The organism is Actinomadura hibisca NBRC 15177, from assembly GCF_001552635.1.
Taxonomy (GTDB): Bacteria; Actinomycetota; Actinomycetes; order Streptosporangiales; family Streptosporangiaceae; genus Spirillospora; species Spirillospora hibisca.
The window spans coordinates 162,127-184,083 of record NZ_BCRO01000001.1 but is presented as its reverse complement, the minus strand read 5'-3'; the positions used below and the strand labels follow the sequence as shown (position 1 = coordinate 184,083).

17 protein-coding genes are annotated in these 21,957 nt (G+C 74.2%); 9 read left to right on the top strand and 8 right to left on the bottom strand.

What is annotated here, in order from left to right; all coding sequences use genetic code 11:
• Positions 1 to 13: 13 nt before the first annotated feature.
• The 6 genes from AH6_RS00850 to AH6_RS00825 form a co-directional block, all read right to left on the bottom strand.
• Positions 14 to 1,360, bottom strand: coding sequence for an ABC1 kinase family protein (locus AH6_RS00850; RefSeq protein ID WP_067471746.1), 1,347 nt, complete (start codon positions 1,358 to 1,360; stop codon positions 14 to 16).
• A 148-nt stretch (positions 1,361 to 1,508) separates the two neighbouring features.
• On the bottom strand, positions 1,509 to 4,778 hold the full coding sequence (gene lysX, locus AH6_RS00845; protein WP_067471743.1) for a bifunctional lysylphosphatidylglycerol synthetase/lysine--tRNA ligase LysX: 3,270 nt from the start codon (positions 4,776 to 4,778) through the stop codon (positions 1,509 to 1,511).
• Positions 4,779 to 4,871: 93 nt separating this feature from the next.
• Positions 4,872 to 5,642, bottom strand: a complete 771-nt coding sequence (locus AH6_RS00840; RefSeq protein ID WP_067471740.1) for a phosphatase PAP2 family protein — start codon at positions 5,640 to 5,642, stop codon at positions 4,872 to 4,874.
• Between the two features lie 59 nt (positions 5,643 to 5,701).
• Complete coding sequence (locus AH6_RS00835) at positions 5,702 to 7,909, bottom strand: MMPL family transporter (protein ID WP_067471736.1); 2,208 nt, start codon at positions 7,907 to 7,909, stop codon at positions 5,702 to 5,704.
• A gap of 108 nt (positions 7,910 to 8,017) precedes the next feature.
• Positions 8,018 to 8,611 (bottom strand): acyl-CoA-like ligand-binding transcription factor, encoded by a 594-nt coding sequence (locus AH6_RS00830; RefSeq protein WP_067471732.1) that lies wholly within the window; start codon positions 8,609 to 8,611, stop codon positions 8,018 to 8,020.
• Between the two features lie 127 nt (positions 8,612 to 8,738).
• Complete coding sequence (locus tag AH6_RS00825) at positions 8,739 to 9,740, bottom strand: sigma-70 family RNA polymerase sigma factor (protein ID WP_067471728.1); 1,002 nt, start codon at positions 9,738 to 9,740, stop codon at positions 8,739 to 8,741.
• 231 nt (positions 9,741 to 9,971) lie between these two features.
• Between AH6_RS00825 and AH6_RS00820 the strand changes: the two genes are divergently transcribed.
• The 4 genes from AH6_RS00820 (at position 9,972) to AH6_RS00805 (ending at position 14,103) form a co-directional block, all read left to right on the top strand.
• Complete coding sequence (locus AH6_RS00820) at positions 9,972 to 10,940, top strand: TIGR03885 family FMN-dependent LLM class oxidoreductase (protein WP_067471725.1); 969 nt, start codon at positions 9,972 to 9,974, stop codon at positions 10,938 to 10,940.
• Positions 10,937 to 12,595, top strand: coding sequence for an alpha-amylase family protein (locus AH6_RS00815; RefSeq protein WP_067471722.1), 1,659 nt, complete (start codon positions 10,937 to 10,939; stop codon positions 12,593 to 12,595). The genes AH6_RS00820 and AH6_RS00815 overlap by 4 nt, the downstream gene beginning before the upstream one ends.
• Before the next feature lie 174 nt (positions 12,596 to 12,769).
• Complete coding sequence (locus AH6_RS00810; RefSeq protein ID WP_067471719.1) at positions 12,770 to 12,985, top strand: hypothetical protein; 216 nt, start codon at positions 12,770 to 12,772, stop codon at positions 12,983 to 12,985.
• Between the two features lie 50 nt (positions 12,986 to 13,035).
• Positions 13,036 to 14,103 carry a YhaZ family DNA alkylation repair protein gene (locus AH6_RS00805; protein WP_067471716.1) on the top strand — a complete coding sequence of 356 codons (1,068 nt, stop codon included), beginning with the start codon at positions 13,036 to 13,038 and terminating at the stop codon, positions 14,101 to 14,103.
• Positions 14,104 to 14,126: 23 nt separating this feature from the next.
• Here the strand turns inward: AH6_RS00805 and AH6_RS00800 are convergent, their stop codons facing one another.
• A complete protein-coding gene (locus tag AH6_RS00800) occupies positions 14,127 to 15,002 on the bottom strand; it encodes an SDR family NAD(P)-dependent oxidoreductase (protein ID WP_067471714.1) in 876 nt (291 codons plus the stop codon).
• 148 nt (positions 15,003 to 15,150) lie between these two features.
• Between AH6_RS00800 and AH6_RS00795 the strand changes: the two genes are divergently transcribed.
• The 3 genes from AH6_RS00795 (at position 15,151) to AH6_RS00785 (ending at position 18,248) form a co-directional block, all read left to right on the top strand.
• Positions 15,151 to 16,944, top strand: a complete 1,794-nt coding sequence (locus AH6_RS00795; RefSeq protein ID WP_067471711.1) for a tetratricopeptide repeat protein — start codon at positions 15,151 to 15,153, stop codon at positions 16,942 to 16,944.
• An 89-nt stretch (positions 16,945 to 17,033) separates the two neighbouring features.
• Positions 17,034 to 17,564 (top strand): universal stress protein, encoded by a 531-nt coding sequence (locus tag AH6_RS00790; protein WP_067471709.1) that lies wholly within the window; start codon positions 17,034 to 17,036, stop codon positions 17,562 to 17,564.
• 33 nt (positions 17,565 to 17,597) lie between these two features.
• Complete coding sequence (locus AH6_RS00785; protein ID WP_067471706.1) at positions 17,598 to 18,248, top strand: adenylate kinase family protein; 651 nt, start codon at positions 17,598 to 17,600, stop codon at positions 18,246 to 18,248.
• Here the strand turns inward: AH6_RS00785 and AH6_RS00780 are convergent.
• Positions 18,233 to 20,356: an MMPL family transporter gene (locus AH6_RS00780; RefSeq protein ID WP_067471703.1), complete on the bottom strand. Its 2,124-nt coding sequence runs from the start codon at positions 20,354 to 20,356 to the stop codon at positions 18,233 to 18,235. The two genes, AH6_RS00785 and AH6_RS00780, sit on opposite strands and share 16 nt — an antisense overlap.
• A gap of 105 nt (positions 20,357 to 20,461) precedes the next feature.
• Between AH6_RS00780 and AH6_RS00775 the strand changes: the two genes are divergently transcribed.
• Positions 20,462 to 21,076, top strand: coding sequence for a TetR/AcrR family transcriptional regulator (locus AH6_RS00775; protein WP_067471700.1), 615 nt, complete (start codon positions 20,462 to 20,464; stop codon positions 21,074 to 21,076).
• 34 nt (positions 21,077 to 21,110) lie between these two features.
• On the top strand, positions 21,111 to 21,950 hold the full coding sequence (locus tag AH6_RS00770; RefSeq protein ID WP_218005668.1) for a 1-aminocyclopropane-1-carboxylate deaminase/D-cysteine desulfhydrase: 840 nt from the start codon (positions 21,111 to 21,113) through the stop codon (positions 21,948 to 21,950).
• The last annotated feature ends 7 nt before the right edge of the window (positions 21,951 to 21,957 follow it).

Genomic DNA, 21,957 nt, shown 5'->3' with positions numbered 1-21,957 from the left:
GGAACGGTCGCGGTCAGGCCGTCGCCTCGGTGGCGTCGGGGTCGTCGTCGGCGAACCCCGGCAGCCACCGGACGGCCTCGGCCCGGTAGGCGCCCTCGGCCTCCAGCTGGCAGAGCACGCCCCCGCACCCGCTCAGCGCGCGGCTGACCGCCAGGTACTGGGGCGGCAGCCGCAGCTGGCGGGCCAGCGCGCCCGGCCGCATGTCGGTGGCGAGGCCGATGCCGCGGGTGGTCTCCTGCCGCAACCACTCGCGGGTGTAGCGGAAACGCTCGGTCATGAACGGCGTGGCGTGCGGGGTGACGATCGCGGCGATCTCGTCGGGGTCGACCTCGCCCTCGGGGGCCAGGAAGCCCTCCTCGCGCAGCGCCGCCACCATCTCCTCGCCGCTGCCCAGCGTGCCGATGCGCAGCAGCCGCCCGATCGACCACTGGAGCTCGGCCGGGACGCGGGCCGCGCCGCCGAAGTCCAGGACGCCGAGCCGCCCGTCGTCCAGCAGCCGGAAGTTGCCCGGGTGCGGGTCGATGTGGATCATCTGGCAGCGCGCCGGGCCCGACAGCAGGAAGCGGAACAGCAGCAGCCCGGCGCGGTCGCGGCGCTCCTGGTCGTCCCCGGCGATCACCTTGGCCAGCGGGGTGCCCTCCAGCCACTCGGTGACCAGCACGTCGCCCGCCTGCGCGACCACCGCCGGGACGACGAAGTCCGGATCGCCGGCGTACGCCTCGTGGAAGGCGGTCTGCGCGCGGGCCTCGTCGGCGTAGTCCAGCTCCTTCTCCAGCCGCCGCTTGAGGTCGGCGATCACCGGTTTGATCTCGACGCCGGGGAACAGCGGGGTGATCAGGCGGCTCAGCCGGGAGATCTGGTTGAAGTCGCTCATCAGCGCCTTGCCCGCGCCCGGGTACTGCACCTTGACCGCGACGGTCCGGCCGTCGTGCCAGACGGCCTTGTGCACCTGCCCGATGGAGGCGGCCGCGGCGGGCCGCTCGTCGAACTCGGCGAACCGCTCGCGCCAGTCGGCGCCCAGCCCCTCGGCCAGCACGCGGTGGGTGGTGGCGGCCGGCATCGGCGGCGCGGACTCCTGGAGCTTGGTGAGGCTGGCGCGGAACGGCCCGGCCAGCTCCTCCGGCAGCCCCGCCTCGAAGATCGACATGAGCTGGCCGACCTTCATCGCGCCGCCCTTGAGCTCGCCCAGCACCGCGAACAGCTGGTCGGCGGTGCGGCGCTGCACCTCCAGCGCCACCGCCTCGGCGGGCTTGCCGAGGGTGCGCTTGCCGAGGCCGAGGGCGGTGCGCCCGGCGAAACCGAGGGGCAGGGACGCCAGCTTGGCGGTCCGGGTCACCGCCCGGCGGGGGATGTCGCTCACGGCGTGGTGGTCCCAACTGTCGGAAGACGGGGCGGGACGGGCCCGCGATGGTCGCACTCTCTCATGTCAACGCGGCTTTCGTCACGGTCTGTTCCTTCCCCTCGCGGGACCGCCGCACTCGGTGACGGCGCACCGGGTCCGGGCGCGCTCAGCGGCTCGGCTTCACCAGTGGGAAGGCGATGGTGTCGCGGATCGACCGCCCCGTCAGGGCGATCAGCAGCCGGTCGACCCCCATGCCCATGCCGCCAGCGGGCGGCATCCCGTACTCCAGCGCGCGCAGGAAGTCCTCGTCCAGCTCCATCGCCTCGGGGTCGCCGCCCGCCGCCAGCAACGACTGCTCGGTCAGGCGCTGCCGCTGGAGGACCGGGTCGATCAGCTCGGAGTAGGCCGTGCCCAGCTCCATGCCGAACACGATCAGGTCCCACTTCTCGGCCAGCCGGGGGTCCGCGCGGTGCGGGCGGGTCAGCGGCGAGGTCTCGGCGGGGAAGTCGCGCACGAACGTCGGGGTGGTCAGGTGGTCCTCCACCAGCGCCTCGTACAGCTCCTGCACGACGCGGCCCTGGCCCCACTCGGGCGCGACCTCGATCCCGGCGGCCTCGGCGCGCCGGACGGCCTCCTCGCGCGGGGTGCCGGGCGTGATCTCCTCGCCGAGCGCCTCCGACACCGACCCGTAGACGGTGATGTGCCGCCACGGGGCGGCCAGGTCGTGCTCGACGCCGTCGCGCGCCACGACCGTGCCGCCGAGCGCGGCGCGGGTCCCGGCCAGCACCAGGTCGCGGGTCAACTCGGCCATGGTGTCGTAGTCGCCGTAGGGCTCGTACGCCTCCAGCATCGTGAACTCGGGGTTGTGGGTGGCGTCCACGCCCTCGTTGCGGAAGTCGCGGCCCATCTCGTAGACCTTGCCCAGGCCGCCGACCAGCAGCCGTTTCAGGTACAGCTCGGGCGCGATCCGCAGGTACAGCCGCATGTTGTAGGCGTTGATGCGGGTGGTGAAGGGCCGGGCGGACGCGCCGCCGTGCACCGGTTGCAGGATCGGGGTCTCGACCTCCAGGTAGCCGCGCCCGCGCAGCACGCCGCGGATCGCGTCCACCGCGTCGCCGCGCATCCGGAGCATCGCGCGCGCGTCGTCGTTGACGATCAGGTCGACGGCGCGGCGGCGCACGCGCGTCTCGGGGTCGGCGAGCCCGGCGTTCTTGTCGGGCAGGGGGTGCAGGCACTTGGCGGTGAGCGTCCAGGCGTCGGCGAGCACCGACAGCTCGCCGCGCCGGGAGGTGACGATCTCGCCGGTGAAGCCGACCTGGTCACCCAGGTCGATCATCGTCTTCCAGTCCGCCAGGGCGCGGTCGCCGAGCGCGTCGGCGGTCAGCATGACCTGGAGGTCGCCGGTCTCGTCGCGCAGCGTCACGAAGACCAGGCGGCCGTGCTCGCGGGCCAGCATGACGCGTCCGGCGACGGCGGTCCGGTCGCCGGTGCGGGTGTCGGGCGGCAGGTCGCCGTACCGGGCGCGCAACCCGGCGACCAGGTCGGCGCGGTCGAAGCCGAGCGGGTAGGGATCGACGCCCGCCGCGCGGATGCGGTCGAGCTTGGCGTGCCGGACGCGCTCCTGCTCCGACAGGCGGCGCTGCGGGGCGCGGGCGGCGTCGGCGGCGTCCTCGATCTCCTTGATCTTCTCGACGAGGCCGGGCGCGGGGGCGGTCCGGGCGGCCGCGTCGAGCCTGCGCCGGTCGAGGCTCGGCAGGAAGCCCTCGGCGCTGGCGTAGGCCAGGCCGAGGCGGATCAGCCCGCCGCCGCCCTGGTGGAAGCAGATGTAGCGGGGCACCCATTCGGGGTGGTACTTGGCGTTGGCCAGGTACAACGACTCCAGCTGCCAGAACCGGGAGGCCAGCGACAGCGCCCGGTAGGCCAGCCGGACGATGGGTCCGGCGCCGATCTGCGAGCCGCGCTCGAACACCGACCGCAACATGGCGAAGTTCAGCGAGACGCGGCGCGCTCCGACGGCGGCGGCCTTCTCCACCAGCTTGGCGACCATGAACTCGTTGAGGCCGTTCTCGGCGGCGCGGTCGCGGCGCATCAGGTCCAGCGACAGGCCGGTGCGTCCCCACGGCACGAAGCTGAGCAGGCCGCGCAGCTCGCCTTGGGCGTCGAACGCCTCCACCATCACGCAGCGCCCGTCGGTCGGATCGCCCAGACGGCCCAGCGCCATCGAGAAGCCGCGCTCGGTCTCGCCCTCGCGCCACTGGTCGGCGCGCTGCACGATCCCGGCCATCTCCGCGGGCGGGATCTGCGCGTGGCGGCGGATGCGGACGGTGTACCCGGCGCGCTCGACGCGCCGCACGGCCTGCCGCACCTGCCGCATCTCGCGGCCGTCCAGGTTGAAGTCGGCCACGTCGATGATCGCCTCGTCGCCCAGTTCGAGGACGTTCAGGCCGTGCCGGCGGTACTCGACGGCGGCGCGCTCCCCCACGCTGACCGCGCCCGGGATCCAGGCGTGCGCGCGGCACTCGGCGAGCCAGGTCTCGATGGCCTGCCCCCAGGACTCGGGGTCGCCGAGCGGGTCGCCGCTGGCCAGGCACATCGCGCCCTGGGCGCGGTAGGCGATGGCGGCCCTGCCGTTGGGGGCGGTGATGACGTCCTTGTCGCGGCGCAGCGCGAAGTAGCCGAGGGAGTCCTGGTCGCCGTACTCGGCCAGCAGGCGGCGCGCGTCCAGCTCCTCGCGCTCGCTGAGCACCGCGTCGCGGCGGCCGGGCCGGAACAGCGCCCACATCGTGAGCAGCAGCAGGCCGGTGCCGAGCACGCCGAGGATGAGGTCCACCCAGCCGGGCACGTCCACGTTGACGGTGCTGCCGGTGACGCCCGCGCCCAGCAGGGTCTGGAGCACCGCGTACACGGGCTGGGTCCAGGGCTCGCCCCTGGGGTCGGAGTCGGTCAGGTGCACCAGCGTCGTGCCGATCACGCCGTTGACCACCAGCAGCGCGCAGAACACGATGAGGGCGAGCCGCCGGTTGGCGCGGTCGGGCAGGGCGGTGAACTGACCGCGGGCCGCGACCAGCAGCACCAGCGCCAGCCCGTATCCGGCGGCGGCGAACCAGTCGCCCGCGCCGAGCGCGTCGGCGCCGGGTCCGGACTCGGGGTCGATCAGCCCGTCCAGCAGGACCAGCAGCGAGACCGCGAAGAACAGCCCGAGCAGCGCCAGCGTGATCCGCCACGCCGACTTCTTGCGCCGCCGCAGGCCGGTGGCCAGCAGCAACATCATCGCGCCCCACGGCAGGCTGGGCAGCCAGCCGAAGTAGCCGATCCAGCGCAGCACCCACAGGTCGAGCAGCCGCTCGATCCAGTCGGCCGACAACCACGCCAGGATCGAGACGACCCCCGCCAGCCGCAGATACCACGAGAGCACGCCCGGCACGGCCCGGACCATCGTTGTGACGCGCACCTGTCCCCCGACCGACGCTTCCTTCGAGCAGCCCCCGCCCACGCCGCGGAAAGGAGCCTACCCGTGCGTTGATCGGCTTTAACTGGTCTCCGGGGCGGTGCGGGCGGGCGGGCGCAGCACCAGCAGGACGGCGGTGAGCAGCGCGCCCACCACGATGCCGTCCAGCCAGTAGTGGTTGGCGGTGCCCACCACGACCGCGACGGTGAGCAGCGGATGGGCCAGCCACAACCAGCGCCAGCGGGTGCGGGTGGCGGCGATGAGGCCGATCGCCACGATCAGCGCCCAGCCGATGTGCAGCGACGGCATCGCGGCGTACTGGTTGGCGACGGTGTCGGTCTGCGGCGCGCCGTAGACGGCGGGCCCGAACCGCGCGCCGGTGTCGATCAGCCCGGTGAACCCCAGCATCCGGGGCGGGGCCAGCGGCACCAGCAGGTGCAGCGCCAGCCCGGACGTGGTGAGCGCGACGACCGTCCGGCGGGCCCAGCGGTAGTGGCCGGGCCGCCGCCAGTACGTCCACAGCAGGAACGCGGCGGTGGCCGGGAAGTGCACGTAGGCGTAGTAGGAGTTGGCGGCGTGCACCAGGGCCTGGCTGTCCAGCAGGGCGTGCTGGAGGCCGGTCTCGGCGGGCAGGCCGAGCCGGCGCTCCAGGTCCCAGACGCGCCGGGCGTTGCCGAACGCCTCGCCGACCCGCCCGGCCGCCGCCAGCCGGCCCAGCTTGTACGCGGTGAACAGCACGGCGATCAGCAGCAGCTCGCGGACCGGGCGGGGCCGCGCGGCGGCGGAGGCGTCGCCGACCGTGCGCCGGGCCGTGCGCCGGGCCGGGGTGGGGGGCCGTTCGAGCAGGTTCATGGGGGTCTCTTCACGCGGGCCGGGCCGCCCTCCGGTGGGAGGGCGGCCCGGGAGGGGGGTCAGGTGCGGGCGGACTGCGGCGCGCGTTCGTCCGCCGGGGCCGCCTCGCCGTCGAGGACCTGGCGCAACTTCTCGCCCTCGACGTCCACGTTGGGCAGCACCCGCGACAACCAGCGCGGCAACCACCAGGCGGCGCGGCCGGCCAGCGCCATGACCGCCGGGACCAGCGTCATGCGGACCACGAAGGCGTCGAAGGCGACGCCCGCGGCCAGCGCGAACCCGATCATCTTGATCATCGAGTCGCCGGAGGCGATGAAGCCGGCGAACACCGCGATCATGATGACGGCGGCGGCGACGACCACCCGGGCCCCGTGCCGGAACCCGATCACCACCGCCTCGCCCGGCGCGGCGCCGTGCACGAACTCCTCGCGCATCCGCGTCACCAGGAACACCTGGTAGTCCATGGCCAGGCCGAACACCACGCCGATCAGCAGGATCGGCAGCATGCTCATGATCGGCCCGGTCTGCTCCACGCCGAACAGGCCGGCGAGCCAGCCCCACTGGAAGACCGCCACGACCGCGCCGAAGGTGGCCGCGACCGTGAGCAGGAAGCCCAGCGTCGCCTTCAGCGGCACCAGCACCGACCGGAACACCAGCATCAGCAGGATCAGCGCCAGGCCGACCACCACCAGCAGGTAGGGCAGCAGCGCGTCGCCGAGCTTGGCCGACACGTCGATGTTCATGGCGGTGGAGCCGGTGACCATGGCGTGCGCGCCGGTGCTCCCGGCGAGGCCCTTCCCGTGGTCGCGGATCTCGGCGACCAGGTCCTCGGTGGCCTTGTCGCTCGGGCCGCTCTTGGGCACGACGGTCAGCAGCGCGGTGTCCCCGGCCGGGTTGGGCGCGGGCGGCGTCACCGCGGCCACGTCCTTCAGGCCGCGCAGCTCGCCGGCGAACTTCTGGGCGGCGGCCTGGGCGTTGCCGCCGTCGGCGCTGTCCACCACGACCAGCAGCGGGCCGTTGGAGCCGGGGCCGAAGCCCTCGGCGAGCATGTCGTAGGCCTTGCGCTGGCTGCTGGAGGGGGCGGCGGCCTCGTCGCCGGGCAGGCCGAGCCGCAGGTCGAGGGCGGGCGCGGCGACCACGCCGAGCGCGGCCACCGCCGCCAGCAGCACCGGCAGCGGGTGCTTGACGACCATGCGGGCCCAGCGCTCGCCGAGCGGGGCGCGGCCCTCGCGCGGCCCGCCGCGCAGGCCCGGCAGGCGGCCGCCGAGCACGCGGCGCCCGGCGAAGCCGAGCAGGGCGGGCAGCAGGCTGAGCGCGATCAGCACCGCCACGGCGACGGCGAAGGCGGCGGCCAGCCCCATCTCGGTGAGGATCGGGATGTCCACCACCATCAGGCCGACCAGCGCGATGACGACGGTGAGCCCGGCGAACACCACGGCCGAGCCGGCGGTGCCGACCGCGCGCCCGGCGGCGTCCGGCCCGTCGCGTCCCTCCGCCAGCTCGTGCCGGTAGCGGGAGACGATGAACAGCGCGTAGTCGATGGCGACCGCCAGGCCCAGCATCAGCGCCAGCGTGGAGGTCATCGAGCTCATCTCGAACAGGCCGGTCGCGGCGGTGATCGCCGACATCGCGATGGCCACGCCGAGGATCGCGTTGAGCAGCGGCAGCCCGGCGGCCACCAGCGACCCGAACGTGATGATCAGCACCACGGCCGCGACCGCCACGCCGATGATCTCGGTGGCGCTCTGCTCGGGCATCGCCTGGGTGGCGGTGCCGCCCGTCTCCACCGTCAGCCCGGCGGCGCGGCCGGGCTCGGCGGCGTCCGCCAGCGCGTCGCGTGTCTGCTCGGTGATGTCGATCGGCGTCACCTTGTAGGTGACCTGCGCGTAGGCGAAGCGGCCGTCGGGCGAGACGGCCTTGGCCTGGTAGGGGTCCACGACCCCGGCGACCTGCGGCGCGCCCTTCAGCGTCGCGACGGTCCTCTCGACGGCGGCCTTGGCGGCCGGGTCGGTGACCTTGCCGCCCTGGGGCGCGCCGAACACCACGCTGGCGGTCGCGCCGTCGGCGTTGGCCTGCGGCATCCGCTCCTGGAGGAGGTCGATCGCCTTCTGGGCCTCGGTGCCGGGGATGGAGAAGTCGTTGGCGGTGGGCCCGCTCAGCGTGGCCGCGCCGACGCCGAACAGGACCAGCAGCCCCGCCCAGATCAGGGCGACGAGCCTGCGCCGCAGGTAGGAGAACCGGCCGAGCCGGTAGAGGAAGGTGGCCAAGAGAGATCCCCTCGAATGGTCACTCGGACGTGCGGGACTCGCCCGGGGCGGGCTGGCCGCGGGCCTTTCAGGGGGTGGGAGGTCGGAGGTGGCGCGGGGCGCGGCGGATCAGGGGCCGGGCAGCCCCGCGCGGAGCCGGGCGAACGCCTCGTCCACCAGGTCGGCCAGGCTGGCCGCGCCGCCGCCGCAGACCCACAGGTCGGTGGCGGTGCGGATCGCGTTGCCCATCGACCCGGCCAGCAGGTGCGGGTACAGGTCGCGGTCGGGGTCGGTGCCGGTGCGGGCGGCGATGACCTCGCTGATGCGCCGCTCCATCTCGCCGAGGCCCGACAGGTGCTGGGCGAACAGGGCGGGGTTGTCGCGGACCAGGCGCAGCAGGGCGGCGGTCTCCTCGTGGCGCTCGGGCTGCAGCAGCCCGCGCACCACCAGGCGCAACGACTCCCAGATGGGCTCGTCGGCGGGCCGGGCGCGCAGTTCGTCGATCAGCGACTCGGCGCCGTCGGTGAGGCAGGCGACGATCGCCTCCTCCTTGCCCGGGAAGTAGTTGTGGAAGGTGCGCGGCGACACCCCCGCGGCGTCGGCGATGGCCTCGACGGTGACGCCGTCGGGGCCGCGCTCGACCGCGAGCAGCATCGCCGCGCGGCCGAGGGCCGCGCGGGTGGCGGCCTTCTTGCGCTCGCGCAGGCTGAGTTCCACGGACATGTCCCCCACCGTAGAACAAACTTGCATGACGAGCAAAATTTCAGGACACGTCATTTTGCGTGACGTGCATCTCGTGACGCGGGTCTCATCCCGGACCAAGACCCGCGTCCGACCCTGCGAAGTACGGCTAGGGCGCCTCCGCACCGTTCTTCGGGAGCACCTCGGGCAGCCCGAACAGCGCGAACAGGCGCGTGTCGAAGAACGCCGCCACCCGCGACACCCGGCCGTCGACCACGTCGAGCACCTCGATCTGGAACGGCCGGTGCACGCCCTCGGCGTCGGCGCGGTACATCGCGAAGGCGGGCTGGCCGTTGGCCGCGACCGGCACCATCCGCAGCTCGCCCGGCGAAGGGGCGCACTGGGCGCCGATGAGCCGCACGATGTGGTCGACGCCCTGGAACCACTGCGGGAACGGGGGCATCTCCCAGACGGCGTCCTGCTTGAACAGCTCGACCAGCCCGGCGATGTCGGCGTCCTCGAACGCCTTGGCGTAGCGTTCGAGCAGCTCGCGCTGGGCGGGGTCGGTGGGCTCGACCAGCGTCTCGGGCTCGGGCGCGACCTGCTCCAGCTGGGCGCGGGCGCGCTGCAGCGCGCTGTTGATCGAGGCGACCGAGGTCTCGAACAGCTCGGCGACCTCGGCGGCCTTCCACTTGAGCACGTCGCGCAGGATCAGCACGACGCGCTGGTTGGCGGGCAGGTGCTGGAGGGCGGCGACGAACGCCAGCCGGGTGGTCTCGCGGGCGGTGACGATGGTGGCGGGGTCGGCGGCGTCGGCCCCCAGGACCGCGTCGGGCACCGGCTCCAGCCACGGCACCTCGGGCGCGGCGACGACCGGCGTCTCCGGCTCGCCGCTGGGCGCGCCCAGGCCGGAGGGCAGGGGCCGCCTGCCGCGCTGCTCGATGGCGGTCAGGCAGACGTTGGTGGCGATGCGGTAGAGCCAGGTGCGCAGCGAGGAGCGCCCCTCGAAGTCGCCGTAGGAGCGCCAGGCCCGCAGCCAGGTCTCCTGCACCAGGTCCTCGGCGTCGTGGATCGAGCCGAGCATCCGGTAGCAGTGCGCCAGCAGCTCCCTGCGGTAGGGGTCGATGAGGCGCTGGAAGTCCTGATCCAGGTCGATCGTGCTGTTCGCCATGAGTCGGTCCTTCGGTCGACGGCGCGGGGAACTGGGCCTGGTCCGACGGTAGGCGATGGCACCGACAGAACAGGGGCGAACGGCGGCGGAGACCTCGCCGGTGACCACGGGCGGCCAACCGGGACGTCACGCACCGTCGTCCCCGCAGCGTGCGGGCACCGGCCGGAGGTCCGGACGCCGGGTGTGAAGGGAGGCCGCGTTGATCCGTTTCTCGCGGGTACCGACGCCCGCATGACGTTGTACGGACTGCACGCCTCCCACGAACAGGTCCACCCCCGACGCCTGCTGGACGCCGTCGTGCGCGCCGAGCAGGCCGGTTTCACCGCCGCGATGTGCTCGGACCACTTCTCCCCCTGGAGCGCCCGGCAGGGCGAGTCGGGCTTCGCCTGGTCCTGGCTCGGCGCGGCCATGCAGGCGACCGCTCTGCCGTTCGGCGTGGTCAACGCGCCGGGCCAGCGCTACCACCCGGCGATCATCGCGCAGGCGATCGGCACGCTGGGCGCGATGTTCCCCGGCCGGTTCTGGGCCGCGCTCGGCACCGGCGAGGCCAGCAACGAGCACATCACCGGCGCGGGCTGGCCGCGCAAGGACGTGCGCTCGGCGCGGCTGCGCGAGTGCGTGGCGGTGATCCGGGCGCTGCTGGCCGGGGAGGAGGTCAGCCACGACGGCCTGGTCACCGTCGACCGGGCGCGGTTGTGGACGCTGCCGGACACGCCGCCGCCGCTGGTCGGCGCGGCCGTGAGCGTCGAGACGGCCCGCTGGTGCGCCGAGTGGGCCGACGGCCTGATCACGGTGAACGCCCCCGTCGAGCGGCTGCGCGAGATGGTCGACGCCTACCGCGAGGCGGGCGGGCGCGGCCCGCTCACCCTCCAGGTGCACCTGAGCTGGGCTCCCAGCGAGGACGAGGCGGCGCGCGTCGCGCACGAGCAGTGGCGCAGCAACGTGTTCGCGCCGCCGGTGTGCTGGGACCTGGAGATGACCGACCACTTCGACGAGGTGTCCCGGAACGTCACCCCCGAGCAGGTCGCCGGGGTCGTCAACGTCTCGGCCGACCTCGGCCGCCACGCCGCCCGGCTGCGCGAGTACGCCGAGCTGGGCTTCGACAACGTGATGCTGCACCACGTCGGCCAGGAGCAGGACGCGTTCATCGACGCGTTCGGGGCCGAGGTGCTCCCCCAACTCAAGGACGTGACCTCGTGAGACTCAGCCGCACCGCCGACCTGTGGTGGAAGAACGCCGTCGTCTACTGCCTGGACGTGGAGACCTACCAGGACGCGCTGGGCGAGGGCTGCGGCGACTTCCGCGGCCTCACCCAGCGGGTGGACCACCTGGACCGGCTCGGCGTCACCTGCATCTGGCTGATGCCGTTCTACCCCTCGCCCGACCGCGACGACGGCTACGACATCACCGACTTCTACGGCGTCGATCCCCGGCTCGGCACGCTCGGCGACTTCGTGGAGTTCCTGCGCACCGCGCGCGACCGCGGGATGCGCGTCATCGCCGACCTGGTGGTGAACCACACCTCCGATCAGCACCCCTGGTTCAAGAGCGCCCGCGCGAGCCGTGAGTCCCCCTACCGCGACTGGTACGTGTGGGCCGACGAGCCGCCCGAGGACGGCCCGAAGGGCGTGGTCTTCCCCGACGAGGAGAAGAGCGTCTGGACCTACGACGAGGAGGCCGGGCAGTACTACCAGCACCGCTTCTACAAGCACCAGCCCGACCTGAACATCGCCAATCCCGCCGTGCGCGACGAGATCGCGCGGATCATGGGGTTCTGGATGGAGCTGGGGCTGTCGGGGTTCCGGGTGGACGCGGTGCCGTTCATGCTGGAGACCGACGGGCAGGCCGACGCCGAGAAGCTGCCCGACCCGCACGACTACCTGGCCGACCTGCGCGCGTTCATGGACCGCCGCGACGGGCAGGCGATCCTGCTGGGCGAGGTGAACCTGCCCTACTCCGACACCATGGCGTTCTTCGGCGACGAGGCCCCCGAGCTGACCATGTGCTTCGACTTCATCGGGATGCAGCGCCTGTACCTGGCGCTGGCGCGCGGCGACGTCCGGCCGCTGGCGGGCGCGCTGGCCGAGCGGCCCGCGCCGCCCAAGGACGGGCACTGGGCCACCTTCGTCCGCAACCACGACGAGCTGACGCTCGACAAGCTGAGCGACGACGAGCGCCAGGAGGTGTTCGACGCGTTCGGCCCCAAGGAGGAGATGCAGCTCTACGGGCGCGGCCTGCGACGCCGCCTGCCCCCCATGCTGGAGGGCGACGCGCGGCGGATCAAGATGGTCTACAGCCTGCTGTTCTCGCTGCCGGGCACGCCGGTGCTGTTCTACGGCGAGGAGATCGGCATGGGCGAGGACCTGTCCGAGAAGGGCCGCAACGCCGTGCGCACGCCGATGCAGTGGCGTCCCGGGCCCGGCGGCGGCTTCTCGTCCGCCGACCCCGAACGTTTCCCCGCCCGGCTCGTCCCCGGCGAGTACGGGCCGGACCACGTCAACGTGGCCGCGCAGCGCGGCGACCCCGACTCGCTGCTGTCGTGGATCAGCCTGCTGGTCGAGCGCTACCGCGAGACCCCGGAGCTGGCGTGGGGCGAGCTGACGCCGCTGGACTCCGGCGCGGACACGGTGCTGGCGCAACTGCACGCCGCCGATGACGGGGCCGTGCTCACCCTCCACAACTTCGCCGACGAGGAAATCGAGGTGACCCTGCGCCTCGATCGCGCGCACGCGCGAGCCGGGCTGATCGACCTGCTGTCGGACGGCCCCGCCGGCGCGGACGCCGAGGTCTCCCCCGAGGGCGAGGCGACCCTGCGCCTGGCCCCCTACGGCTGCCGCTGGATGCGCGTCGAATGAACTTTCGAACGCGGCGATGAGTTCTCGCCCGGCGCGCGGTCGGTACTAGGAACGCCCGACGACCGTGCGTCGCTGGGCAGCCTCGCCACCGCCGTCTACTGGGGCGCCCTGGACCTGCCGTCCGGGCTCGCGGCCGGGGACGCCCACGCGGCGCGCGAGGGGCTGGCGGGCGCGGTGGAGGTGGCCGGGCGGCTGCCCACCGCCGCCGGGGCCGAGCTGCTGGAGGCCGCGCGGTCGGCGTTCGTCTCCGGCCTGAACGTGACCGCCGCCGTGAGCGCGGTGCTCGCGCTCGCCATGGCCGCCGTCGCCGTCGCGGTGCTGCGCCAGGTGCGGACCGGCGGGTCCGAGCCCGCCGAGCGGGAGGCGGAGCCCGCGCTCACCGACGGCTGACCGGGACCGGGCCGGGCCGGAATGTCGGTGCCCTGTGCCAGGCTGGCGGGGTGGCACTACCCCTCAAAGAGATGATCAACGTGCGGTCCGTGCGCACGCTGGCCGACGGCGTCACCGCCGCGCTGCCCGCCTTCCCCCGCGACCGCTTCACCGCCGCCGCCGTGACCGGCCTGGACGGCCTGGAACTGAAGGACCGCGTCCGGCACGTGTCGGGGGCGCTGCACGACGCGCTGCCCGCGCCCCCGCCGGAGGCCGCCGCCGTGCTGGCGGCGGCGGCCGGGCACGTGCGGCTCGACCTGTGGAGCGGCTGGCCCGCCACCGACTACCTCGGCGCCCACGCGCTGGACCACCTGGACGAGGCCATGGCCGCGCTCGCCGCCATCACGCCGTTCGCGACCGGCGAGTTCGCAGTGCGGCCGCACCTGGTGCGGCACGGCGACGCCGCGCTGGCGATCATGCGGGGCTGGGCGGACTCGCCCGACGAGCACCTGCGCCGCCTGGCCTCCGAGGGCACCCGGCCCCGGCTGCCGTGGGGGTCGCGGGTGCGGTGGCTGATGGAGCCGGGCCCGGCGCTGCCGATCCTGGAGCGGCTGCGCGACGACCCCAGCGAGTACGTGCGCCGCTCGGTCGCCAACCACGTCAACGACATCGCCAAGGACCACCCCGACACCGCGCTGGAGCTGCTGGGCCGATGGCGGCGCGAAGGCGGCGAGCACGTGACCCGCGTGGTGCGCCATGCGGCGCGCGGCCTGCTGCGCGCCGGGCACCCGGGCGCGCTGACGCTGGTGGGCGCCGAGCCCGGCAACGGGACGGTCGACTCGCTGAGCCTCGCCGGCGACCGGGTCGCGGTCGGCGGGCGGCTGCCGTTCACCGTGGTGCTGCGCGCCGAGCGGCCCGGCCCGCTGGTGCTGAAGTACGCGGTGACGCGCCCCGGCTCGCGCCGCGTGTTCCACCTGGCCGAACGCGTCGCCGCCGAGCCCGGCGAGACCCTCACCGTCAGCCGGTCCCACTCCTTCAAGCCGGTCACCACGCGGGTGGAGCCGCCCGGCCCGCGCGAGCTGGAGATCGTGGTCAACGGGCGCGTGCGCGCCACCGTCCCGTTCGTCCTGGAGCCCTGACGCGTCCCGGGCCGCCCTGCCGGTTACAGGCCGCCGGTGCGGCGGGCGGCGCGGCCCATCACCCGCTCGACCACGCCGGGCACGGCCAGGTCGAGCAGGTGCCCGGCGGTCCCGGCGGGGTGGCTGACGCGGGCCGGGCGGTGCACGATCGCGTGCGCGAGCAGGCGCGCGCCCGAGCGGGCCGTCAGGGCGGGGAAGGCCCGGTAGGCGCGGGTGGGCGCGATCATCTCGGTGCGCACCAGCGGCATGTGCACGGTCGTCCACACCACCCCGTCGCGGCGGGTCTCGGGCGCGGCCGAGCGCGCGTAGGCGTCCAGCGCCGCCTTGGACGCCAGGTACCCGGCGAACAGGGGTTGCGCGCCGACCTGCACGCCGAGGGTGGAGACGTTGACGACGTGGCCGCGGCGGCGCTCGCGCATGTGCGCGACGACCGGGAGGGTGAGCCGCAGCGCGCCGAAGTAGTTGAGCTCCATCAGCCGCTCGGCGTCGCGCAGCGGGTCGGCGCTGGCGGCGAGGTTGCGGCGGATGGAGTGCCCGGCGTTGTTGACCAGCACGTCCACGCCGCCCAGCCCCTCGGTGGCGTACCCGGCCAGGGTCTCCACCTGCTCGGCGTCGGTGAGGTCGCAGGGGTAGGGGTGCGCGACGCCGCCGCGCTCGGCGACCTCGGCGGCCAGGTCCTTGAGCAGCGCGGAGCGGCGGGCGACCAGCACCAGTTCGGCGCCCGCCCCGGCCAGCAGCAGCGCGGTCTCGCGGCCGATCCCGGCCGACGCGCCGGTCAGCAGGACGCGCCTGCCCTCGACGGCGTCGCGCAGGGTGCGGCCGGGGGCGCGCACGCCGTCGAACTGGCGGCGCGGGTCGAGTTCCTCGCCGGCCCGCCAGATCAGGTCTCCCAGGTTCATCGGTCCCGTCCTCCTCGCGGTGGGGCGCTGCCTGCTATCCGGACATGTACCCGTTTCCACCGAAGGTGGGCGGTTCAGTACATCGGCGGGCGTTCTGTCACAGCCCCGTGGGAGGGTTGGCCGAAACGATCGTTCTGCGGGAGGGCGCGTGACCGAGGCGCACAGGCACGAGGGCGTCACCGATCCGAGGCTGGAGGCCGAGGGCGAGCTGGGGATGGCGCGGCTCGCGCTCGACGACGGCGAGTTGCGGCACGCCGCCGACCACGTCGCCCGCGCCCTGGTGCACGCGCCCGCGCTGCCCGAGGCGCACGAGCTGCTGGCGCTGCTGGCCGCGCGTCCCGACGGCGGCCCGGAGCTGTACCCGCTGGAGCAGCCGGTCTTCCTCGGCACCGTCGTCGCCCGCGCGCACGTGCTGGCGGGCCGCGGCGAGTACGGCGAGGCGGTCGGGCTGCTGGTGTCGGCGCAGTGCCACGAGCCGCGCGGCGCCTGGGCCGACGTGCCGTGGATGCACGACCCGTCGGCCGCCGCCCGGCTCGACCCCGACGACCTCGCGATGCGGGTGGTGCGGCTGGTCACCGGCCTGAACGATCCGGTGCCCGAGGACGAGCGGCCCCCGCTGCTGCCCTACGCGGCGCTGCTGCGCGCGGCCGTCGCCGCCCACCCCGGGCACGCCGGGCTGCTGTGGACGGGCTCGATGTTGCTGCGCCGGATCGCCGACCCGGCCGAGGCCGTCGAGTTCGCCGCGCGCGCCGAGGCGGTCGAGCCGTCCTTCAACGCCGCGATGGCGCTCGGCTACGCCCACCGCGCCGCGCGGCAGTGGGACCTGGCCGAGCAGGCGTGGCGGCGCGCCCTGGCCTTCGACCCGGGCAACACCGCGCTGCTCACCGACATCGGCGAGCTGATGGCGTCCGCCGGGCGGCCCGACGAGGCGATGCCGTGGCTGGAACGCGCCCTGGAGCTGGACCCCGACGACCCCAGCGCGTTCCCCACCGCCTGCGGGATGCGCTTCGACCGCGACGGCGACCCGGCCCACCTGGCGGCGCTGGCCGACCACCTGCGCGCCCGCCCCGACAACGCGCACGCCGACCGCGTCCTCACCAACGTGTCCCAGCGCCACTACTGGCTGGGGCACGTGCCCCGGCCGTCGGAGGCGGTGGTCAACGTGCTGCGGCAGATGCTGGCGGAGGGCGGCGGCACGGGCGGGGCCGCGTTGACGTTGTCGGCGCCGGAGCCGCCCAGCGCGCTGCTGGCGTTCGACCGGGCGCTGCCGGGCTCCACCGTCGACATCACCGGCGTGCCCGAGCCCGACCCGCGCCGCACCGTCCCGGAGGTGTTCGCCGAGGGCCCGGTCCGCACGGTGCGGCACCGCGTCTGGGAGTACGACGGCGTGACCGCGCACCCGGCCGTCCCGCCGCCGTCGCCCGAGGCGCTGCGCGCCGTCCAGGCTATGGCCGGGCACCGGTGGCGGCACCTGCCGGGCGCCTACGACGACGCGGTGCGGCTGGCCGAGACCGATCTCGACGACCTGCTGGGCGTGCTGGTCCACCCGCCCGCGCAGCCCGAGCCCGACCCCGCGACGCTGCCGGAGTGGATCCGGTCGGCGCAGGCGTGGGCGTGCCTCGGCATCGCCCACCACCGCCCCGACGAGCCGTGGGAGGGGTCGCGCCGCCGCGCCGTCCTGGTCGACCTCGCCTACGGCCCGGAGGACTGGACGGGCGAGGCGGCGCTGCTGGCGCTGGTCGCGGTGGCCTGGACGCACCCCGAGGCCCGCGCCGACGTGGCGGCGCTGGTGTCGTGGCGGTTCCTGGCCGCGCTGCGCGCCGGACGCGACCGCGCGGTGCCCGTCCTGGACTCGCTGGCGCTGCTGGTGCGCGTCACCCCGGACGTGCACCCCGACATGCGCGGCCTGGCCGCGGAGGTGCTGGAGGAGCCCGCCGGCTGAGGTTTCCGCGCGCCCCCTTCCGCCGAGGTCACCGTCCTGCCAAGCTGTCAGGCACAGCTCAAACAGTGGTGTTCGGAGGACGAGACACCGTGATCTCACGACCGGACGGCGGCCCGCGCGTGGTCGTCGGGGTCGACGACTCCGCCGGGGCGCGCTGCGCCCTGTCCTGGGCGATCGGCGAGGCCCGGCTGCGGCGGCTGCCGCTGCTGGTGGTGCACGCCGCCCCGCTCCCCCCGCACGTGTCGGCCGCCGGCCAGCTCGGCTGCGGGATCACCGAGGCCCTGCGCGGCGCGGGCGCCGAGCTCGTCGCCCGGCTGCTGGCCGAGACGGCGGGCGGCGCGCCCGCCGGCGTGGAGACCGCCACGCTCGCGCTGGTCGGCGAACCGGGCGCGGCCCTGGTGCGGCTCGCGCGCGACGACGACATCCTGGTGGTCGGGCACGGCTCGCGCGGCCTGCTGTCGCGGCTGGTCCGGCCGTCGGTGCGGCTGCACTGCGCCCGCCGCACCCGCGCGACGTTCGTGTGCGTGCGGCCGCCCGCGCTGGACTCGCTGCTGCGCTCGCTCAACGCCCGGGACCGGCCCCCCGACCGCCACCGGCCGCGCCGCCGCGACGTCGATTAGCGCCGCGCGCCCGCCGCGTGCCAGGGTTCCGGCATGCGCAAATACGTCATCATCGGTGCTCAGGGCAGCGGCAAGGGGACCCAGTCGCTGCTGCTGGCCCGGGACCTTGACCTGGTGCACATCAGCGTCGGCGACATCTTCCGCTGGCACGTGCAGAGCCACACCAAGCTCGGCGCGCAGGTCCGCCGCGCCGTGTCGGCGGGCGAGCTGGTGAACGACGACCTGGTGGCGGGCGTCGTCCGCGACCGGCTGGACCAGCACGACTGGAACTACGGCTTCATCATCGACGGCTTCCCCCGCAACCCGCGCCAGGCGGAGTTCTTCTTGGAGAGCTACGACATCGACGGCGTGATCCACCTGGACCTGCCCGACGCCGAGGTGCGTCGCCGCGTGCTGGCCCGCCGCCTGTGCTCGCGCTGCGGCCTCGACTACAACCTGATCGCACACCGCCCCGCCGACGAGGGCCGCTGCGACGTGTGCGGCGGCGAGCTGGTGAGCCGCCCGGACGACACCGAGGAGGCGCTGGCCGAGCGGTTGCGCGTCTACCACGAGAAGACCGACCCCATCATCGAGCTGTTCCGGCGCAAGGAGTACGTATTCACCATCGACGCCCGCCCGGACAAGCACACGATCCAGCAGACGATCCGCGAGCGCCTCAACCTGCCCGCCTACGAGCGCTCGTAGACGCGCGGGGCGGGGGCGTCCAGGGCGGGGGCCGGGTCCTCGGCGAGGCCGACGCGGCGGTGGAGGCGGCGCAGCGGGGCGGGGGCCCACCAGTTGGCGGGTCCGGCCAGGCGCATGAAGGCCGGGGCCAGGACACCCCGGACCAGGGTCGCGTCCACCAGGACGGTGAGGGCCATGCCGACGCCGAGCTGCTGGAGGAACACCACCCGGCCGGTGGCGTAGGCGGCGAAGGACACCGCCAGGATGACGGCGGCGGCGGTGACCAGGGGCGCGCTGCGGGCGATCCCGGCGGGCACCGAGCCGGCGGCGTCGCCGGTGCGGTCGTACTCCTCCTTGATCCGTGACAGCAGCAGCACCTCGTAGTCCATGGACAGGCCGTAGGCGACGCAGAACATCAGGAGGGGGATGCTCGGCTCGATCGTCCCCGTCGGGGTGAAGCCGAGCAGCCCCGCCAGGCGGCCGTCCTGGAAGACGAACACCAGCGCGCCGAACATGACCGTCAGGCTCACCGCGTTCAGCAGCGACGCCTTGAGCGGCGCGACCACGCTGCCGGTCATCAGGAACAGCACCGCGCAGGTCACCGCGACGACGAGGGCGGCGACCAGCGGCAGCCGGGCGGTGACGCCGTCGCGGTAGTCGGTCAGCTCGGCGGGGTAGCCGCCGACCAGGGTCCCGGCGGGGGCGGGGACGGCGCGCACCTCGCGGACCAGGCCGATCGCGTCCCGTTCCAGGCGGTCGGCCGAGGGGACGACCGACAACCAGGGAGTGGGTCCGGAGGCGGCGTCGACGCGCAGGACCCCTTCGATCCGGGCGAGGCGGGCGGCGTAGGGAGCAACGGCGGCGGGGTCGGCGGCGGGCATCACCACGTGCAGGGCGTCGGCTTCCTCGGCGGGGAAACCGGCGCGGACCTGGTCGTACATCTGGCGGACGGGCGCGGAGCCGGGCAGCACCCGGTCGTCGGGCAGGCCGAACCGGATGCCCAGGAACGGCGCGCCGAGCAGCAGGACGACGCCGAGCGCCGCGCCGCCGAGCACGACCGGCCGCCGCATCACCCGGGAGACGACCGCGTGCCAGATCCCGGCGCTGTCGGGGGCCGGGCTCCGGCGTTCGACGCGGCGGCCCAGCAGTGCCAGCGCGGCCGGCAGCACGAGCGTCGCGGCGGCGACGGCGGCGATCACGACGGCGACGCCCGCGTAGGCGAACGAGGCGAGGAACGGGAAGGGGAACACCAGCAGCACCGACAGCGCCGCCGCGACCGTGACACCGCTGAACAGCACGGTGCGCCCCGCGCCGCGCACGGTGCGCGCCACCGCCTCGGGCACCGGGTGGAGCCGCAGCTCCTCGCGGAACCGGAAGATCATGAAGAGGCCGTAGTCGACGCCGAGACCGATGCCCATGACCAGCGCGAGGTTGGCGGCGAACGTCGAGATCTCGGCGAACGCGAGCGCCCCACGCAGCAGCGCCAGCGAGCCGAGCACCGCCGTCAGGCCGGTGCCGAGGGTGAGCAGGGCCGGGAGGAAGCGCCGGTAGACGCGCCACAACAGCAGCAACACCAGCGGCAGGACGATCAGCTCGGCGCGCGTGAAGTCCCGCCGCGCCTGCTCCATGACCTGCCGGAACACCTCGTCGCCGCCGCCGACCTCGACCTTGACGGTGGCGTCGGCGCGGTTGAAGCGCGGCGCGAGGGCGGGCAGCGCTTCGCGGCGCACCCGGTCGGCGTCGCCGGGCAGCCAGGCCAGCACCAGGGCCTGGCGCGCGCCGTCGCCGCGCAGCGTGGGCCGGTTGCCGCGCGTCCAGTAGGACCAGGCGTCGCCGACGCCCGGCCAGGCGCGCAGCTCCTCGGTGAGGGCGCGGCCCGCGGCGGCGACGGCCGGGTCGTCCACGGTGCCGGAGCGGGCGGTCACCAGCAGCGCGACGTTCGGGCTGCCGGTGCCGTACTCGCGGGCCAGCGCGTCCCGGGCGCGCATCGACTCCGAGCCCGGGGCCTCGAAGCGGTTGAGCGACAGCGCGCCGATCGTCCCGGCGCCGACCAGCGCGGCCACGACCGTCAGCAGCACCCCGGCCACCACGATCCACCGCGCACGGCGTACGACGAACCTTCCCAGCATGGTCTCCCCGTCCGGAGGAATTTACGAGTCATCGCTCGTGTTTCTGGGGACAATACGAGCGATGACTCGCGTTTGCAATACTTCGGGGGACCGGACGGAGGGCCCATGGGGGACGAGGAACGACCGCGCCGCAGGCAGGCGCGCGGGGAGCGCCGGATGGCGGAGATCCTGGCGGCGGCCGCCCGGGTCTTCGCCGAGTCCGGGTACGAGGCGGCGACCACCAACGCCATCGCGGCCGCCGCCGGGGTCTCGCCGGGCTCGCTGTACCAGTTCTTCGGCAACAAGGAGGCCGTCGCCCGGGCACTGGCCGACCGGTTCGTGAGCGAGATGCGGGCCGCCCACGCGGCGGCGTTCGACGAACTCGACCACGCCGCCCTCGACCTGGACGAGCTCATCGACCGCATGGCCGACCCGATCGTGGCGTTCAACATCGCCAACCCCGGCTTCAAGGCGCTGTTCGCCCGCCCCGACATGCCGCCCGGCCTCGCCGCGGCCGCCCGCCCCATCCAGGCGGCGCTGCTGGGCCGGGTGGAGCGGATGCTCGAAGTACGCGCGCCGGACCTGCCCTCCGACGACCGCGCGCGCACGGCCCGCGTGCTGATCCAGCTCTTCCAGGCGATGGTCCCGCTGGTGACCTCGACCGAAGGCGACGAGCGCGCGGCGTCGGTCCGCGAGATGAAGAAGGTGCTGCGTGGCTACCTGGCCCCGATCGTGGCCTGACGAGCGGACGACACCCCCGCGCCTCCCCTCCCCCGTGACGGAGCTCCACGACGAACGCCTCACACGAGCAGGCGTCCGGCTGTTCCTCAAGCGCGACGACCTGATCCATCTGGACCTGCCGGGCAACAAGTGGCGCAAGCTGAAACACAACCTCCGCGCGGCCGCAGAGCAGAGCCACCACACCCTCCTCACCTTCGGCGGCGCGTACTCCAACCACCTACGCGCCACGGCCGCCGCAGGCCGCCTGTTCGGCTTCTCGACCATCGGGATCGTGCGAGGCGAAGAACACCTGCCCCTGAACGAAGTACTGGAGTTCGCAGCAACCCAAGGCATGAAGCTCGCCTACCTGGACCGCACGACCTACCGCCACAAAACCGACCCCGCCGTAATCGAGGCGCTGCACCAAAAGTGGGGCGACTTCTACCTACTCCCCGAAGGCGGAAGCAACGCCCTGGCCGTGCAAGGCTGCGCCGAACTAGGAGCGGAGATCGGCCCGTCCTACGACGTGGTGTGCTGCGCGGTAGGAACCGGCGGAACACTCGCAGGCCTGGCCGCAGGATTGGCCCCACACCAACGCGCGCTGGGCTTCGCGGCCCTGAAAGGCGGCGAGTTCCTGAACGACGACGTCGAACGCCTACAGCGCGAGACCTACGGCGAACGACGCGGCGACTGGAGCATCGAAACCGCCTTCCACCACGGCGGCTACGCCCGCCGCACCCCGGAACTGGACGCCTTCATCAACGACTTCGCCACCCGCCACGGCATCACCCTCGACCGGATCTACGTGGCCAAGATGCTGCACGGCATCCTCACCCTCGCCATCCAGGGCACGTTCCCACCCGGAAAACGACTTCTGGCGGTCGTCACCGGCTGATTACCCT